This window comes from Pantoea dispersa (genome assembly GCF_035783935.1).
GTDB classification, from domain to species: domain Bacteria; phylum Pseudomonadota; class Gammaproteobacteria; order Enterobacterales; family Enterobacteriaceae; genus Pantoea; species Pantoea dispersa_C.
Map to the genome: position 1 here is coordinate 289,524 of NZ_JALKOV010000006.1, position 15,479 is coordinate 305,002.

The following is a 15,479-nucleotide window of genomic DNA, read 5'->3' on the forward strand; positions in this document are numbered from 1 at the left end:
ATTCCTTTAGTGAGAGGTGAGCAGGTGCTGCAGGATGCGACTGCCGAAATAGGCCATGGTCAGCAGCAGCGCACCGCCGCAGTTAAACCACACCACGCGGCGGCCGCGCCAGCCTTCATGATAGTGGCCCCACAGCAGCACGATGTAGACAAACCAGGCGATGATCGACAGAACCGCTTTATCAATGTTTTCCGGGCTGAACAGATTATTCATAAAGAACAGGCCGGTACACAGCACCAGCGTCAGCAGTACGACGCCAATCTGGGTGATGTGAAACATCTTGCGCTCAATGCTCAGCAGCGGCGGCATATCCTGGGTGAACGTCAGCTTTTTATTCTTCAACTGATAGTCGATCCACGCCAGCTGCAATGCATACAGCGCCGCGATGATCAGCGTAGCATAGGCAAACAGCGACAGGCCGATATGCACCATCATGCCTGGCGTGGTTTCCAGATGGGTAATAAACGCGTTCGGCACAAAGGTGGCAAAGGCCAGGTTGATCAGCGCGAAGCCGTAAACAATCGGCAGCAGCAGCCAGCCGCGATTGCGCGACGCGACAATCGTCATGATGGCACAGATCAGCAAACTGACCAGCGAACCGATATTTAGCAGGCTGAGGTTTTGTCCATTATCGACGGCAAATATGCGTTGCTGCAGCGCTATCGCATGGGCAATCAGCGCCACGCAGGCCGAAAGCACGGCAAAACGCCGCCAGCCGCTGTTGCGTTTCAGCAGACTGGGAATGATCACTGCAAGACTGAGGGAGTAGGCGAACAGCGCCACGATCGCGAAAACGAACATAGATCCTTTCAGGTGTCGGTCAGATAAGGAAAAAAGCAGTATAGCGCCAGCGGCAGCAGGCTCCAAACGATCTCACGGTCAATTGCAGAGATCGGCCTGGCTTCGTGTTATAATCCGCCGCATTGTGTCGCCCCTGGCGGCCTCGCTACGCTATTAAGTGAGAGAGCATGTTTGATAATTTAACCGATCGTTTGTCGCAAACCCTGCGCAATATCAGTGGCCGCGGAAGGCTGACCGAAGACAACATCAAAGATACGCTGCGCGAAGTGCGTATGGCGCTGCTGGAGGCCGACGTTGCGCTGCCGGTGGTGCGCGATTTCATCAACCGCGTGAAAGAAGCCGCGGTGGGGCAGGATGTGAATAAAAGCCTGACGCCGGGTCAGGAGTTCATCAAAATCGTGCGCAACGAACTGGTTGCGGCGATGGGTGCCGAAAACAACGCGCTGAATCTCAATGCTCAGCCGCCAGCCGTGGTACTGATGGCGGGCCTGCAGGGTGCCGGTAAAACCACCAGCGTCGGTAAGCTCGGTAAGTTCCTGCGCGAGAAGCACAAGAAAAAGGTGCTGGTCGTGTCTGCGGACGTTTATCGCCCGGCGGCGATCAAACAGCTGGAAACCCTGGCGCAGCAGGTTGGCGTGGATTTCTGTCCGTCCGACCTCAGCCAGAAGCCAGTGGATATCGTTAACAACGCGCTGAAAGAAGCCCGTCTGCAGTTCTATGACGTGCTGCTGGTGGATACCGCCGGTCGTCTGCACGTTGACGAAGCGATGATGGATGAGATCAAGCAGGTGCACGCCGCGATCAATCCGGTCGAAACGCTGTTTGTCGTCGATGCCATGACCGGTCAGGATGCCGCCAACACCGCGAAAGCGTTCAACGAAGCGCTGCCGCTCACCGGTGTGATCCTGACCAAAGTGGACGGTGATGCGCGCGGCGGTGCGGCGCTGTCGATTCGTCACATCACCGGCAAGCCAATCAAATTCATGGGGATGGGCGAGAAGACCGACGCGCTGGAAGCGTTCTATCCGGACCGTATCGCGTCGCGCATTCTCGGTATGGGCGATGTGCTGTCGCTGATTGAAGATATCGAGAGCAAAGTTGACCGCGAGCAGGCGGAAAAGCTGGCGAAGAAGCTGAAAACCGGCGATGGCTTTGATCTCAACGACTTCCTGGAGCAGCTCAAGCAAATGCGCAACATGGGCGGTATGGCCAGCCTGATGGGCAAACTGCCGGGCATGGGCCAGCTGCCGGATAACGTTAAGTCGCAGATGGATGACAAAGTGCTGGTGCGCATGGAAGCCATCATCAATTCGATGACGCGCAAAGAGCGTGAGAAACCCGAGATCATCAAAGGTTCGCGTAAGCGCCGTATCGCTACCGGTTCCGGTATGCAGGTGCAGGACGTCAACCGGCTGCTGAAGCAGTTCGATGATATGCAGCGCATGATGAAGAAAATGAAGAAGGGCGGCATGGCCAAAATGATGCGTGGCATGAAAGGCATGATGCCGCCAGGATTCCCCGGACGCTAAGGCGACACAGCCCGAACCAGAAAATTGAGTCACTCAGGTTGCTTTTTGCGCCAAAATGAGTAAAATTTTCGGGCTTTTTATATTGCACCCGGGCCCCGTTCCTCGATGGGGCCCGGTTGTTTTATTAACTAAAGAGGATGTTATGGTAACCATTCGTTTGGCACGTCACGGCGCTAAAAAGCGTCCGTTCTATCAGGTCGTCGTTACTGACAGCCGCAATGCTCGCAACGGTCGTTTCATCGAGCGCGTAGGTTTCTTCAACCCGATCGCTTCTGGTCAGGCTGAAGGTCTGCGTCTGGATCTGGACCGTATTGAGCACTGGGTTGGCCAGGGCGCAACGCTTTCTGATCGCGTTAACGCGCTGATCAAAGAAGCAAAAAAAGCAGCTTAATCTGTCACGGTGGTGAGCATGAGCAGTAAACCTGCCGCACAGCCTCCCGTTAACCCAATCATTCTGGGCAAAATGGGTGCCGCTTACGGAATTCGGGGTTGGCTCAAAGTGTTTTCCTCCACTGAAGACGCTGAAAGCATCTTCGACTATCAACCCTGGTTTATCCAGCGCGCCGGTCAATGGCAGCAGGTAGAGCTTGAGGGTTGGAAGCACCACAATCAGGACCTGATCATCAAAGTCAAAGGCATTGACGATCGGGACGCTGCGGCACAGTTGACCAATTGCGAAATTACGGTTGATTCCACGCAGCTGCCGGCGCTGGAAGAGGGCGATTACTACTGGAAAGACCTGATGGGTTGCAAAGTGGTAAACCTCGACGGCTACGAGATGGGCAAAGTCATTGATTTGATGGAGACCGGCTCGAACGACGTTCTCGTCGTGAAGGCAAACCTGAAAGATGCATTCGGTGTACAGGAGCGGTTAATACCGTTTCTTGATGAACAGGTTATCAAGAAAGTCGATCTCGCTACTGGCACCATTGAAGTAGACTGGGATCCTGGTTTTTGATCTCCGGACAATCCGGTAACGTAACGGCGAACGCGATGTGGATTGGTGTTATTAGCCTGTTTCCAGAGATGTTTCGCGCTATTACCGAGTACGGGGTAACTGGCCGGGCAGTAAAAAATGGCCTGCTCAACATAGAGAGCTGGAGTCCACGTGACTTCACGCACGACCGGCACCGTACCGTGGACGATCGTCCTTACGGCGGCGGACCGGGTATGTTGATGATGGTGCAACCCTTACGGGATGCCATCCACGCAGCGAAAGCGGCGGCGGGAGAAGGCGCTAAGGTGATTTATCTTTCACCTCAGGGTCGCAAACTTGACCAGCAAGGCGTTTGCGAACTGGCGACCAGCCAGAAGTTAATTCTGGTTTGCGGTCGTTATGAAGGGATAGATGAGCGTGTAATTCACACTGAGATTGATGAAGAATGGTCAATCGGTGATTACGTGCTTAGTGGCGGTGAGCTGCCAGCGATGACGTTAATTGACTCGGTCGCCCGGTTTATTCCTGGCGTGCTGGGAAAACAGGCGTCAGCCGATGAGGATTCGTTCTCGGAGGGGTTGCTGGATTGCCCGCACTATACCCGCCCTGAAGTGTTAGAAGGGATGGAGGTTCCGCCAGTTCTGCTGTCGGGCAACCATGCCGATATTCGCCGCTGGCGCCTGAAACAGTCGCTGGGCCGTACCTGGCTGAGAAGACCTGAACTTCTGGAAAACCTGGCTCTGACTGAAGAGCAAGCAAGGTTGCTAAGTGAGTTCCAGCGGGAACATCAGCAGCAACAAAACGATGAGGCGGAAGAGTAATCTTCCCTGACTATCAGTTTACCCAGGATAAGAGATTTAATTATGAGCAACATTATCAAGCAACTTGAACAAGAGCAGATGAAACAGGACGTACCTTCCTTCCGTCCGGGTGATTCCGTGGAAGTGAAAGTATGGGTCGTTGAAGGTTCTAAGAAACGTCTGCAGGCATTCGAGGGCGTGGTTATCGCTATTCGTAACCGCGGTCTGCACTCTGCATTCACTGTTCGCAAGATTTCTAACGGCGAAGGCGTTGAGCGTGTCTTCCAGACTCACTCTCCGGTAATTGACAGCATTACTGTCAAACGTCGTGGTGCTGTGCGTAAAGCCAAACTGTACTACCTGCGTGAGCGCACCGGTAAGTCAGCTCGTATCAAAGAGCGTCTTGGCGCGTAAGCGACATCCCAAAGTTAATAGCAACAAGGGGTTGGCCATTTGGCCAGCCCCTTTTTTTATGGGCGCCTGAGGTGATAAATCGCCGTGTTAACCGGGCCGCTCTCCAGCACAATCAGTCCGTAGCGGTAATCCACAAACGAGAAGCCGCTGCGCAGGGCCACGGCGCGGCTGGCGTGATTCTCTTCTGCAGCCAGAATCTCCAGTAACTTGATGTGCGGCTGGCTGAACGCCAGATTCACCAGCTGTGCCACCGCCCGGCGGGCAACACCCTGTTGCTGTGCCTCGCTGCGAACCCAGTAGCCCAGCGCACTGAACTCACCGGGCTGACGCGCATATCGTAAGCCGGCACCGCCCAGCAACCGATCGTTGCCATCGACAATCGCGAACTCTTCGGCTTCCCCCTTTTGACGCTGTAGGTGGGTGAAGTTGATCCAGCTGACGGCTTCATCAACGCTGTAATCCGCATGTGCCCATACCATCCACGGCAGCAGGCTGTTCAGAGACTGATTAACGGCACGCGTAAACGCTTCGGCATCCTGCAGAATGAAAGGGCGGAGCGCGACGACAGGGATGGGCATAAGCGATCCTGTAATAAGCAAATGGATAACAGCATGTTAGCCATATAGTAAACAGAAAGACATCTGGCGTGCTATATCCAGTGTAATATTAAGTTTACATTTTTGGTTGATTTGTTTTGCGTGATGATTGTGATTCAGTGTATTGATTAATATGAATTTAATTTTAAGTTACCCGGTGATTTTAATGTGGTGGTAATAAAAGTGTACATCTATGGATTGCATGATTTACATGCTGTGGTAGAGTAAGCGTCATCCTCAGTGAGGATCGTAAAACCGCATAACGAGTGAAAAAGGATCGCCATCATGCAAAAAGACGCGCTGAACAATGTGCATATCGCCGACGAACAGATTTTAATTACCCCGCAAGAGCTGAAAGCGAAGTTCCCGCTGACCGCGACGCAGGAAGCGCAAATTGCCGCTTCCCGTCAGACCATCGCGGATATCATCGCCGGTCGCGATCCGCGGCTGCTGGTGGTGTGCGGTCCCTGCTCGATCCACGATACCGAAGCCGCACTGGATTACGCTCGTCAGTTGCAAACACTCTCTGCACAGTTGAAGGATCAGCTGTATATCGTTATGCGCGTCTATTTTGAAAAACCCCGTACCACCGTCGGCTGGAAAGGGTTAATCAATGATCCTTACATGAACAACTCGTTTGATATGGAAGCCGGCCTGCACATTGCGCGTCAGCTGCTGGTGAATCTGGTGGAGATGGGCCTGCCGCTGGCCACCGAAGCGCTCGATCCCAATAGTCCGCAATACCTCGGCGATCTGTTTAGCTGGTCGGCGATTGGCGCGCGTACCACCGAATCGCAGACGCACCGTGAGATGGCGTCTGGCCTGTCGATGCCGGTAGGCTTTAAAAACGGCACCGATGGCAGCCTCGGCACCGCGATCAACGCCATGCGCGCCGCTGCGATGCCGCACCGCTTTGTCGGCATCAACCAGGCCGGTCAGGTGTGCCTGCTGCAAACTCAGGGGAACCCGGACGGTCACGTGATTCTGCGCGGTGGTAAAGCGCCAAACTACGGCCCGGAAGATGTCGCGCAGTGTGAAAAAGAGATGCTGAAAGCGGGACTGCGTCCGGCCTTAATGATAGATTGCAGCCATGGCAATTCTAACAAAGACTATCGCCGTCAGCCTGGCGTAGCCGAATCGGCTATCGCGCAGATTAAAGATGGAAACCGCTCTATCATTGGCCTGATGCTGGAAAGTAATATTCATGAAGGCAACCAGTCTTCTGAGCAACCGCGTAGTGAGATGAAGTACGGGGTTTCAGTCACTGATGCCTGCATCAACTGGGAAACCACCGAAACCTTGCTGCGCGAAATCCATCGGGATCTGCAGGGAGTGCTGTCGGCGCGTCTGTCACACGAGGTGTAATGAGTCATGGTGGCTGAACTGACCGCGCTGCGCGATCAAATTGATGAAGTAGATAAAGCCCTGCTGGGGCTGCTGGCGAAACGACTGGCGCTGGTGGCCGAAGTCGGCGAAGTCAAAAGCCGCTACGGTTTACCGATTTATGTACCGGAGCGCGAGGCCAGTATGCTGGCTTCGCGTCGTCAGGAAGCGGAGGCGCTCGGCGTGTCGCCGGATCTGATCGAAGATGTGCTGCGCCGTCTGATGCGTGAATCCTATGCGCATGAAAATGACAAAGGCTTCAAAACGCTGTGCCCTGAATTGCGCCCGGTGGTGATTGTCGGCGGCGGCGGTCAGATGGGCCGTCTGTTCGAGAAGATGCTGACGCTGTCCGGTTATCAGGTGCGTATTCTCGATAAAGATGACTGGCCGCGCGCGGACGAACTGCTGCACGATGCGGGCATGGTGATCATCAGCGTGCCGATCCACCTGACCGAACAGATCATTGCCGATCTGCCCGCGCTGCCTGATGACTGCATTCTGGTGGATCTGGCGTCGGTGAAGAACCGTCCGCTGCAGGCGATGCTGGCGGCGCACAGCGGCCCGGTACTGGGACTGCATCCGATGTTCGGTCCGGACAGCGGCAGCCTGGCGAAGCAGGTGGTGGTATGGTGCGATGGCCGTCAGCCGGAAGCCTATCAGTGGTTCCTGGAGCAGATTCAGGTGTGGGGCGCGCGCTTACACCGCATCAGTGCGGTTGAGCACGATCAGAACATGGCGTTCATTCAGGCGCTGCGCCACTTCGCCACGTTTGCTTACGGTTTGCATCTGGCGGAAGAGAACGTCAATCTGGATCAGCTGCTGGCGCTGTCCTCGCCTATCTATCGTCTTGAACTGGCGATGGTAGGGCGGCTGTTTGCGCAGGATCCGCAGCTGTATGCGGACATCATTATGTCGTCGGAAAGTAATCTGGCGCTGATTAAACGCTACTATCAGCGTTTTGGTGAAGCGATCACGCTGCTGGAGCAGGGCGATAAACAGGCGTTCATCAACAGCTTTGAGCGCGTGGAACACTGGTTTGGCGACTACGCGAAACGCTTCCTCGTTGAGAGCCGCAGCATGCTGCGCTCCGCCAACGACAGCCGCCAGTAATGATGAAGGCATCCGCGAGGATGCCTTTTTGTTTTACAGACGCGGCTCTACCGGTACCACATTCTCGCCCGGATAACAGCCCAGCACCTTCAGTGAACGCGTGAGCGTGCGCAGTTCGTCCAGCGCCTGCTGCATGTTCTCCGACTGCAGATTGCCCTGCACATCAATGTAAAACATCTCTTCCCAGGGATTGCCGTTAATCGGACGGTTTTCCAGCTTGCTCATGATCAGATTATGATTACGCAACACCAGCAGCGCTTCAACCAGCGCGCCGGCCTGCTGGCCGGTGGCCATAATCAGTGTGGTTTTAGCCGGCACCTGGCTGGAGACTTCAATCGGTTTGCGCGCGAGTACAATGAAACGGGTATGGTTCTGCTGCTGGTTCGCCAGGTTGCGCTCCAGCACCTGCAGACCATACAGCTCACCGCCGGCTTCGCTGCCCAGCGCGGCCACGTGCGGCGAGTTCATCGCAGCCACTTTCTCCATCGCCGCCGCGGTACTTTCGGTGTACTCGATTTTCCACTGCGGGAAGCGGTTGATGAACTGGCTGCACTGCTGGAACGGCTGCGGATGGCTATACACGGTTTCAATCTGCTGCAAATCGGTGTTGCCACTGACCAGCACACAGTGCTCGATAGGAATCGTCAGCTCGCCAACAATCGACAGCGACGTTTGCTGCAGCAGATCGTACACGTCATTGATCGAGCCGGAACTGGTGTTTTCAATCGGCATCACCGCGTAATCCGCCTGACCGCTTTCAACCTGCTGAATGATGTCGTGGAATTTCAGGCAGCCAATCTCCACCATCGAATCGAAATGGCGCGTGGCGTATTTACGCGCGGCAAGGTGTGAGTAGGAGCCTTTCGGACCAAGGAAGGCGATGCGTGGCGCGAGGGCATGCGGATGATTAAGGTTTTTCTGCAACAGCGCCTGCTGGGTTAGCACTGAGTCCTCAATCACCAGCTGAAACAGGCGCGTGATGTAGTGCGCATCCAGCTGATGCTTTTTACCCAGCGCAATCAGATTTTCCAGCAGGGCACGCTCGCGCTCGACATCACGGATCGGGCGATGGGTTGCCAGCTTGGCCTGCGCCACCTCAACGGCCAGCGCACGCCGTTCGGCCAGCAGCGTTAACAGCCTGGCATCGACGGCGCTGATCTTATCGCGTAACGCCAGCAGCGGATTCTCGGGATTCATAGGGCTCACCTGTAAAATGTCCAATAAAAAAGCCTCCCGGTTGGGAGGCTTTGTTGTTCGTCTTCGCATTCATTTTCACACGACGAATCGCCTCCCAATCAGGGGAAGGTAAAAAAGAATGCGAAGAAGAACGGCAGCAGTTTCATGATCAATTCCGGCACTAAAGTGAACTGAGAGTAACCGCACAGCTTAAAAGCTGTCAATAAAAAACGCGCCCGCAGGCGCGTTGCTGAAAAGGGGTAAATTACCCGGCTGGGGTGAAATCTTTTACGCTGCTGGTGGCGCGCCGTGCTTCAGGCTTGTGCTGCGCTTTATTTAACTGGCGCTCCAGCTTGGCGATCAGGTCATTGATGGCCGTGTACATATCATCGTGTTTCGCGCTGGCGACCAGCGTGCCGTTTGGCGTGTTAATGGTGGCATCAGCCACAAATTCTTTCGGCTCTTTCGATAACACAATGTGCGGATTTATCAGGTGGGTTTGCCATTTTTCCAGCTTGGCGAGACGGTCTTCGACATGGTTGCGGATAGCCGCAGTGATTTCCATTTGTTTGCTGGTAATGTTCAGAATCATAGTTAAACCTCTCTGTCATTTCCGTCTGGGTAGGTCCAGCATACCGCGCAAATCAGGAAAATGTGTGATCTGGATCACATTGGAATGTCACTTTTTGTCAACGCCAGCGAATTGTGAGAAAGGCCGGGAAAAGGGCGAAAAAAGCTTGAAGCACAGCGGGGATAGGGGCAAGATTGATGAGTTAACCGTAGCGGAAAAACCCACACCAGACGGTTTTTTCGCCAAAAAAAGCAGCCATGTTGGCTGCTTTTTTATTGGCACGGAAAATCAGGACGCGGTATTCGCCGCAATGATTTTCGCGACTTTGTCGGCTTCCGCCGTCAGCTGCAGCTGGCGATAAGCATTTTCCATCAGCGGCAGCGCGTCACGCGTGGCCTGAGTGTCCGGATAATCACGCATCATGCCTTCAACCCGGTTAACAACGGCGACATAGGCACCACGCTTGGTATAGAATTGCGCCACGGAGAGTTCATACTTCGCCAGACGATCTTTCAGGAATGCCAGACGTTTCTGCGCATCCGCTGCGTACTGGCTGTTTGGATAGCCGCGCAGTAGCTGAGAGAAGTCACGGAATGCGTCACGCGCATGGGTAGGATCGCGGTCGGAACGATCGATACCGAAGAAGCCCTGCAGCGCAGAATCATCCAGCGCCATGTCCGTCAGGCCCTTCATATAGATAACGTAATCGATATTAGGGTGCGTCGGATTCAGACGCATAAAGCGGGAAATGGCGGCTTGCGCCAGTGGCAGATCGGCATTTTTGTAGTACGCGTAGATCAAATCCAGCTGCACTTGCTGCGAGTAAGGACCAAACGGATAACGGTTATCCAGCGCTTCCAGTTGCTTAATCGCCGCTTTAAAGTTACCGTCCTGCAGCTTTTGCTGCGCTGTGGCGTAAATTTCAGACGGCGGGCTGTCCGGGACCGGGTCCGATGAGCCGGAACAGCCCACCAGTGCCAGGCTCAGGCTCAGTGTGGCAGCAGCCACCAGATGTTTCATACGCGTCATGACGAAATGATTATCCTCAAAGTGTTATGGCGGAAGCTGTCCGTATAGCTCCCGGTAATGACCAGTACGATAGCACATTATATTAAACGGCATCGCCGTGAAAACCCAACGTTAACGAAGAAGCTGTATATGGCACAACAAGTTCAACTCACCGCAACGGTGTCCGAAGCACAGCTTGGACAACGCTTAGATCAGACTTTGGCGGAATTGTTCCCTGATTATTCACGTTCCCGCATAAAAGAGTGGATCCTTGAGCGTCGGGTCAGCGTCAACGGCACCATCATCGATAAACCGAAAGAGAAAGTCCTCGGCGGTGAGCGGGTGGCGATTGATGCCGAGATCGAAGAAGAGCAGCGCTGGGAAGCGCAAAATATTCCGCTGGATATCGTGTACGAAGATGACCACATTCTGGTGATCAACAAACCGCGCGACCTGGTCGTTCATCCTGGCGCCGGTAATCCGGACGGTACGGTACTGAATGCGCTGCTTTATCACTTTCCGGCGATTGCCGACGTGCCGCGTGCCGGCATCGTGCATCGCCTCGATAAAGACACCACCGGCCTGATGGTAGTGGCGAAAACGGTACCGGCGCAGACGCATCTGGTTGAAACGCTGCAGCTGCGTGAGATCACCCGCGAATACGAAGCGGTGGCGATTGGCACCATGACCGCTGGCGGAACGGTGAACGAGCCGATGGCGCGTCACTCTACCAAGCGCACTCACATGGCGGTCCATCCAATGGGCAAGCCGGCGACCACCCACTATCGCATCATGGAGCATTTCCGTGCGCATACGCGGTTACGCCTGCGCCTGGAAACCGGCCGTACTCATCAGATTCGCGTGCACATGGCGCACATTAACCATCCGCTGGTGGGCGATCCGCTGTACGGTGGTCGTCCGCGTCCGCCGAAGGGCGCTTCTGAGGCCTTCATCAATACGCTGCGTGGTTTTGACCGCCAGGCGCTGCACGCCACCATGCTGCGTCTCTATCACCCGATTACCGGCATTGAGATGGAGTGGCACGCGCCGCTGCCGCAAGACATGGTTGATCTGATTGATGCGCTGAAAGCCGATACCGACGAGTTCCGCGATCAGATGGACTGGCTATGAGTGACTGGATCGTGCCGCAGTGGCCGGCGCCAGCGCGCGTTCAGGCATGCTCGACCACGCGGCACGGTGGCATCAGCGTTGCGCCCTGGGATTCTCTCAACCTCGGCGCGCACGTCGGGGATGAGGCGGATCGCGTGATGCACAATCGCCAGCGCGTGGTTGAGCAGTTGGCGTTACCGGCGATGCCGCAGTGGCTGGAGCAGGTGCACGGCCAGACGGTGGCGCGTCTGCCGGCGGCCGCCTCGCTGCCGCGTGCCGATGCGGCGATAACGCGGGAAAGCGGCGTGGTCTGTGCAGTGATGACCGCCGACTGCCTGCCGGTGCTGTTTTGCAGCCAGGATGGCAGTGAAGTTGCCGCGGCACATGCCGGCTGGCGCGGGTTGTGTCATGGCGTGCTGGAGCAGACGCTGGCGCAGTTTCACTGTCCGGCGAGCGAGATTCACGCCTGGCTCGGTCCGGCGATTGGGCCGCAGGCATTTGAAGTTGGTGCTGAGGTACGCAGTGCGTTTCTGGCGCAGGATGCCGCCGCTGATATTGCTTTTCGCCCGGCCGGGGAGAAATATTTTGCCGATATCTGGCTGCTGGCGAGACAGCGCCTGCAGGCCGCTGGCGTGCGATCTGTCACGGCTGACGCGCGCTGTACCTATCAGGAAAGCGCCGATTTTTTCTCCTTCCGACGCGACGGAATCACCGGGCGTATGGCAACTTTGATTTGGCTGAGATAACCTTACGCCGCAAGACGATCCAGTAAGCGTATTTTTTGCTCACAACTCAGGTCATTAACCTTGAAAATTTGAGGGATGACCTCATTTAATCTCCAGTAGCATTTTGACCTGTAATGGGAGGAATCATGCGTCTGGATCGTCTTACCAACAAATTCCAGTTGGCCCTTGCCGATGCACAGTCCCTTGCTCTGGGACACGATAATCAATTCATCGAACCCCTGCACCTGATGAGCGCGCTGCTCAACCAGGAAGGTGGATCGGTGCGTCCGCTGCTCAGCGCGGCGGGAGCGGATGTCGCCAGCCTGCGTACCAGCATCGAACAAGCCATCAATCGTCTGCCACAGGTCGAAGGGACCGACGGCGACGTTCAACCATCAGCCGATTTGGTCCGGGTACTGAATCTGTGTGACAAGCTGGCGCAAAAGCGCGGCGACAACTTTATTTCATCTGAATTATTTGTTCTGGCGGCCCTCGAATCGCGCGGCTCGCTGGCGGACTTGCTGAAGTCTGCCGGTGCCACGGCGGACAAACTCGCAAAGGCCATCGAGCAACTGCGGGGAGGAGAGAACGTGAACGATCAGGGGGCTGAAGATCAGCGCCAGGCTTTGAAAAAATACACCATCGATCTGACGGAGCGCGCTGAGCTTGGCAAGTTAGATCCGGTTATCGGGCGTGACGAAGAGATTCGCCGCACCATTCAGGTCCTGCAGCGTCGTACCAAAAACAACCCGGTGCTGATCGGTGAACCGGGCGTCGGTAAAACCGCCATCGTTGAAGGGCTGGCGCAGCGCATCATTAATGGCGAAGTGCCGGAAGGGCTGAAAGGCCGGCGCGTACTGGCGCTGGATATGGGCGCGCTGGTGGCCGGTGCGAAATATCGCGGCGAGTTTGAAGAGCGCCTGAAAGGCGTGCTGAACGACCTCGCTAAACAGGAAGGCAACGTCATTCTGTTTATCGATGAGCTGCATACCATGGTTGGCGCTGGTAAAGCCGACGGCGCGATGGATGCCGGCAACATGCTGAAGCCGGCGCTGGCACGCGGTGAACTGCACTGCGTGGGTGCCACTACGCTGGATGAATATCGCCAGTACATTGAGAAAGATGCCGCGCTGGAACGCCGTTTCCAGAAAGTGTTCGTCGCCGAACCGAGCGTCGAAGACACCATCGCTATTCTGCGTGGCCTGAAAGAGCGTTACGAGCTGCATCACCATGTGCAGATTACCGACCCGGCGATTGTGGCTGCGGCGACGTTGTCGCACCGCTATATTGCCGATCGCCAGTTGCCGGACAAAGCCATCGACCTGATTGATGAGGCGGCGTCGAGTATTCGTCTGCAGATTGACTCCAAGCCGGAGCCGCTTGATCGTCTTGAACGTCGCATTATCCAGCTCAAACTGGAGCAGCAGGCGCTGAAGAAAGAATCGGATGACGCCAGCGTCAAGCGTCTGGAGATGCTGGAAAGCGAGCTGGATCAGAAAGAGCGCGAGTACGCTGAGCTGGAAGAAGAGTGGAAAGCGGAAAAAGCCTCGCTGACCGGCACGCAAAACATTAAAGCTGAGCTGGAGCAGGCGCGTCTGGCGATGGAGCAGGCGCGGCGCGTGGGCGATCTTGGCCAGATGTCGGAACTGCAGTACGGCAAGATTCCCGAGCTGGAAAAACAGCTGGCAAGCGCCACGCAGGCGGAAGGTAAAACCATGAAGCTGTTACGCAACCGCGTAACGGATGTGGAGATCGCTGATGTGCTGGCGCGCTGGACCGGTATTCCGGTAGCCCGCATGATGGAAGGCGAACGCGATAAGCTGTTGCGGATGGAGCAGGAGCTGCATGCCCGGGTGATCGGCCAGGACGAAGCGGTTGAAGCGGTATCGAACGCGATTCGCCGTAGCCGCGCCGGTTTGTCTGACCCGAACCGGCCAATCGGATCGTTCCTGTTCCTTGGACCGACCGGTGTCGGTAAAACTGAGCTGTGTAAGGCACTGGCGAATTTCCTGTTCGACAGCGACGACGCGATGGTGCGTATCGACATGTCGGAATTCATGGAGAAACATTCGGTGTCGCGCCTGGTCGGGGCACCTCCGGGCTACGTCGGTTATGAAGAGGGCGGTTACCTGACAGAGGCGGTGCGTCGTCGCCCTTACTCGGTGATTTTGCTGGATGAGGTGGAAAAAGCGCATCCGGATGTGTTCAACATTCTGCTGCAGGTGCTGGACGATGGGCGTCTGACCGATGGTCAGGGGCGCACCGTGGACTTCCGCAATACCGTGGTGATCATGACATCTAACCTCGGTTCGGATCTGATTCAGGAACGTTTCGGCGCGCTTGATTACGCGGAAATGAAAGATGTGGTGATGACGGTCGTCGGACACCATTTCCGTCCGGAGTTTATCAACCGCATTGATGAGGTGGTGGTATTCCATCCGCTGGGTGAAAAACATATCGCGTCGATTGCGCAGATTCAGCTGCAGCGGCTGTATCAGCGTCTGGAAGAGCGCGGTTATCAGCTGCACATCTCCGATGCGGCGCTGAAACTGCTGGGTGAAAATGGCTACGATCCGGTTTACGGCGCGCGGCCATTGAAACGGGCTATTCAGCAGCAGATTGAAAACCCGCTGGCGCAGAAGATTTTGTCTGGCGTGCTGGTTCCGGGAAAAACCATCGAAATGGATGTGCAGGACGATGTCATCGTCGCGCACCAATAACGCAACGTGACAAAAACGGGCCTCAGGGCCCGTTTTTTTATGCTGTTTCGCAAGAATCAGCTGGTTTTTGCAACGTGTTGCCTGGAAAGTGAGCGGTCGCGCAAAAACTGCAAATTAGCGCTTGTCAGGCGAAACGAAGTCCCTATAATGCGCCACCACTGAGACGGCAAAGCGGCAACGCAGGCGGCTCAGCAGGGCGTGAAGCGATTCACCCCGCCGGAGAAAAACGCTGAAAAAAGTGTTTGACTCTGAAGGAGGAAAGCGTAATATACGCCACCTCGCGACAGCAGGCAGAACGCCGCGTCGCACTGCTCTTTAACAATTTATCAGACAATCTGTGTGGGCACTCGCAGGATTGATATCACAAGCCTACGGGCTTTAAAAAATATCAAGTCTTTGCTGAGTGAACACGTAATTCATTACGAAGTTTAATTCACAGAGCATCGCTGCACTCGTTGCAGCAAATCAAACTTTAAATTGAAGAGTTTGATCATGGCTCAGATTGAACGCTGGCGGCAGGCCTAACACATGCAAGTCGAACGGCAGCACAGAAGAGCTTGCTCTTTGGGTGGCGAGTGGCGGACGGGTGAGTAATGTCT

General features: G+C 55.5%; 16 protein-coding genes, 1 rRNA gene and 1 other annotated feature. Of the genes, 11 read left to right on the plus strand and 6 right to left on the minus strand.

The genetic code is table 11. The features are described from left to right. Window positions 1-6: 6 nt before the first annotated feature. Window positions 7-801 (minus strand): inner membrane protein YpjD, encoded by a 795-nt coding sequence (locus tag MXF20_RS14020; RefSeq protein ID WP_325969880.1) that lies wholly within the window; start codon window positions 799-801, stop codon window positions 7-9. Between the two features lie 167 nt (window positions 802-968). Between MXF20_RS14020 and ffh the strand changes: the two genes are divergently transcribed. From ffh to rplS, 5 genes are all read left to right on the plus strand, one after another. Further along, on the plus strand, window positions 969-2,330 hold the full coding sequence (gene ffh, locus MXF20_RS14025; RefSeq protein WP_021507327.1) for a signal recognition particle protein: 1,362 nt from the start codon (window positions 969-971) through the stop codon (window positions 2,328-2,330). A gap of 142 nt (window positions 2,331-2,472) precedes the next feature. Further along, entirely contained in the window at window positions 2,473-2,721 is a 249-nt protein-coding gene (gene rpsP, locus MXF20_RS14030; RefSeq protein WP_007893313.1) for a 30S ribosomal protein S16, read from the plus strand. 18 nt (window positions 2,722-2,739) lie between these two features. Continuing rightward, window positions 2,740-3,288, plus strand: a complete 549-nt coding sequence (gene rimM / locus MXF20_RS14035; protein WP_021507326.1) for a ribosome maturation factor RimM — start codon at window positions 2,740-2,742, stop codon at window positions 3,286-3,288. Window positions 3,289-3,323: 35 nt separating this feature from the next. Further along, window positions 3,324-4,088 carry a tRNA (guanosine(37)-N1)-methyltransferase TrmD gene (trmD, locus tag MXF20_RS14040; protein WP_238561603.1) on the plus strand — a complete coding sequence of 255 codons (765 nt, stop codon included), beginning with the start codon at window positions 3,324-3,326 and terminating at the stop codon, window positions 4,086-4,088. 42 nt (window positions 4,089-4,130) lie between these two features. Then, window positions 4,131-4,481, plus strand: coding sequence for a 50S ribosomal protein L19 (gene rplS / locus MXF20_RS14045; RefSeq protein ID WP_021507324.1), 351 nt, complete (start codon window positions 4,131-4,133; stop codon window positions 4,479-4,481). A gap of 56 nt (window positions 4,482-4,537) precedes the next feature. On the opposite strand, the gene MXF20_RS14050 is transcribed toward rplS, so the two are convergent. Further along, window positions 4,538-5,059: a GNAT family N-acetyltransferase gene (locus MXF20_RS14050; RefSeq protein WP_325969881.1), complete on the minus strand. Its 522-nt coding sequence runs from the start codon at window positions 5,057-5,059 to the stop codon at window positions 4,538-4,540. Between the two features lie 303 nt (window positions 5,060-5,362). Between MXF20_RS14050 and MXF20_RS14055 the strand changes: the two genes are divergently transcribed. Then, window positions 5,363-6,442 (plus strand): 3-deoxy-7-phosphoheptulonate synthase, encoded by a 1,080-nt coding sequence (locus MXF20_RS14055; RefSeq protein WP_325969882.1) that lies wholly within the window; start codon window positions 5,363-5,365, stop codon window positions 6,440-6,442. A gap of 6 nt (window positions 6,443-6,448) precedes the next feature. Continuing rightward, window positions 6,449-7,570, plus strand: a complete 1,122-nt coding sequence (gene tyrA / locus MXF20_RS14060) for a bifunctional chorismate mutase/prephenate dehydrogenase (RefSeq protein ID WP_021507321.1) — start codon at window positions 6,449-6,451, stop codon at window positions 7,568-7,570. A gap of 33 nt (window positions 7,571-7,603) precedes the next feature. Here the strand turns inward: tyrA and pheA are convergent, their stop codons facing one another. From pheA to bamD, 4 genes are all read right to left on the minus strand, one after another. Continuing rightward, on the minus strand, window positions 7,604-8,767 hold the full coding sequence (gene pheA / locus MXF20_RS14065) for a bifunctional chorismate mutase/prephenate dehydratase (RefSeq protein ID WP_325969883.1): 1,164 nt from the start codon (window positions 8,765-8,767) through the stop codon (window positions 7,604-7,606). 22 nt (window positions 8,768-8,789) lie between these two features. Beyond that, window positions 8,790-8,914: a sequence feature (Phe leader region), on the minus strand. After that, window positions 8,866-8,913 carry a pheA operon leader peptide PheL gene (gene pheL / locus MXF20_RS14070; protein WP_121497579.1) on the minus strand — a complete coding sequence of 16 codons (48 nt, stop codon included), beginning with the start codon at window positions 8,911-8,913 and terminating at the stop codon, window positions 8,866-8,868. Its footprint overlaps the feature before it by 48 nt. A gap of 97 nt (window positions 8,915-9,011) precedes the next feature. Continuing rightward, window positions 9,012-9,338, minus strand: a complete 327-nt coding sequence (raiA, locus tag MXF20_RS14075) for a ribosome-associated translation inhibitor RaiA (protein WP_021507319.1) — start codon at window positions 9,336-9,338, stop codon at window positions 9,012-9,014. Window positions 9,339-9,605: 267 nt separating this feature from the next. Next, window positions 9,606-10,346, minus strand: a complete 741-nt coding sequence (bamD, locus tag MXF20_RS14080; RefSeq protein ID WP_238561606.1) for an outer membrane protein assembly factor BamD — start codon at window positions 10,344-10,346, stop codon at window positions 9,606-9,608. A gap of 129 nt (window positions 10,347-10,475) precedes the next feature. Here bamD and rluD point away from each other — a divergent pair, with 129 nt between their 5' ends. The 4 genes from rluD to MXF20_RS14100 form a co-directional block, all read left to right on the plus strand. After that, the gene (gene rluD, locus MXF20_RS14085; RefSeq protein ID WP_325969886.1) at window positions 10,476-11,456 is read left to right on the plus strand and encodes a 23S rRNA pseudouridine(1911/1915/1917) synthase RluD; all 981 of its coding nucleotides are present in this window, start codon (window positions 10,476-10,478) and stop codon (window positions 11,454-11,456) included. Further along, the gene (gene yfiH / locus MXF20_RS14090; protein ID WP_325969888.1) at window positions 11,453-12,181 is read left to right on the plus strand and encodes a purine nucleoside phosphorylase YfiH; all 729 of its coding nucleotides are present in this window, start codon (window positions 11,453-11,455) and stop codon (window positions 12,179-12,181) included. The genes rluD and yfiH overlap by 4 nt, the downstream gene beginning before the upstream one ends. Before the next feature lie 125 nt (window positions 12,182-12,306). Then, window positions 12,307-14,880, plus strand: a complete 2,574-nt coding sequence (gene clpB / locus MXF20_RS14095) for an ATP-dependent chaperone ClpB (RefSeq protein ID WP_325969889.1) — start codon at window positions 12,307-12,309, stop codon at window positions 14,878-14,880. A 474-nt stretch (window positions 14,881-15,354) separates the two neighbouring features. Next, a 16S ribosomal RNA gene (locus MXF20_RS14100) occupies window positions 15,355-15,479 on the plus strand; the annotation flags it as partial.

What these genes read in the sequence shown, in the direction of transcription:
- MXF20_RS14020 (WP_325969880.1), bottom strand. Translation starts at nt 801, where the DNA reads ATGTTCGTTTTCGCGATCGTGGCGCTGTTCGCCTACTCCCTCAGTCTT.
- ffh (WP_021507327.1), top strand. Translation starts at nt 969, where the DNA reads ATGTTTGATAATTTAACCGATCGTTTGTCGCAAACCCTGCGCAATATC.
- rpsP (WP_007893313.1), top strand. Translation starts at nt 2,473, where the DNA reads ATGGTAACCATTCGTTTGGCACGTCACGGCGCTAAAAAGCGTCCGTTC.
- rimM (WP_021507326.1), top strand. Translation starts at nt 2,740, where the DNA reads ATGAGCAGTAAACCTGCCGCACAGCCTCCCGTTAACCCAATCATTCTG.
- trmD (WP_238561603.1), top strand. Translation starts at nt 3,324, where the DNA reads ATGTGGATTGGTGTTATTAGCCTGTTTCCAGAGATGTTTCGCGCTATT.
- rplS (WP_021507324.1), top strand. Translation starts at nt 4,131, where the DNA reads ATGAGCAACATTATCAAGCAACTTGAACAAGAGCAGATGAAACAGGAC.
- MXF20_RS14050 (WP_325969881.1), bottom strand. Translation starts at nt 5,059, where the DNA reads ATGCCCATCCCTGTCGTCGCGCTCCGCCCTTTCATTCTGCAGGATGCC.
- MXF20_RS14055 (WP_325969882.1), top strand. Translation starts at nt 5,363, where the DNA reads ATGCAAAAAGACGCGCTGAACAATGTGCATATCGCCGACGAACAGATT.
- tyrA (WP_021507321.1), top strand. Translation starts at nt 6,449, where the DNA reads ATGGTGGCTGAACTGACCGCGCTGCGCGATCAAATTGATGAAGTAGAT.
- pheA (WP_325969883.1), bottom strand. Translation starts at nt 8,767, where the DNA reads ATGAATCCCGAGAATCCGCTGCTGGCGTTACGCGATAAGATCAGCGCC.
- raiA (WP_021507319.1), bottom strand. Translation starts at nt 9,338, where the DNA reads ATGATTCTGAACATTACCAGCAAACAAATGGAAATCACTGCGGCTATC.
- bamD (WP_238561606.1), bottom strand. Translation starts at nt 10,346, where the DNA reads ATGACGCGTATGAAACATCTGGTGGCTGCTGCCACACTGAGCCTGAGC.
- rluD (WP_325969886.1), top strand. Translation starts at nt 10,476, where the DNA reads ATGGCACAACAAGTTCAACTCACCGCAACGGTGTCCGAAGCACAGCTT.
- yfiH (WP_325969888.1), top strand. Translation starts at nt 11,453, where the DNA reads ATGAGTGACTGGATCGTGCCGCAGTGGCCGGCGCCAGCGCGCGTTCAG.
- clpB (WP_325969889.1), top strand. Translation starts at nt 12,307, where the DNA reads ATGCGTCTGGATCGTCTTACCAACAAATTCCAGTTGGCCCTTGCCGAT.